This is a genomic window from Pseudanabaena sp. PCC 9330 (genome assembly GCF_055795045.1).
Genome location: NZ_JAYFES010000049.1, coordinates 1 through 330 on the forward strand (window position 1 = coordinate 1; position 330 = coordinate 330).

1 pseudogene is annotated in these 330 nt (G+C 56.1%); it reads right to left on the minus strand.

The features are described 5' to 3' along the window. Positions 1–330, minus strand: a pseudogene (locus AC0QKW_RS01800) (photosystem II q(b) protein); the annotation flags it as partial.

The following is a 330-nucleotide window of genomic DNA, read 5'->3' on the forward strand; positions in this document are numbered from 1 at the left end:
TACCCAGGTTGGCGCGGTTGATCACGTCAGCCCAGGTGCCAATCACACGACCCTGAGAGTCAAGGATCGACTGGTTGAAGTTGAACCCGTTCAGGTTAAACGCCATGGTGCTGATGCCCAGGGCGGTGAACCAGATGCCAATTACAGGCCACGCACCCAGGAAGAAGTGCAGGCTGCGGCTGTTGTTGAAGCTGGCGTATTGGAAGATCAACCGACCGAAGTAGCCGTGGGCCGCAACGATGTTGTAGGTCTCTTCTTCTTGGCCAAACTTGTAGCCGTAGTTCTGAGACTCGGTCTCGGTGGTCTCACGCACTAGCGAAGAGGTCACCA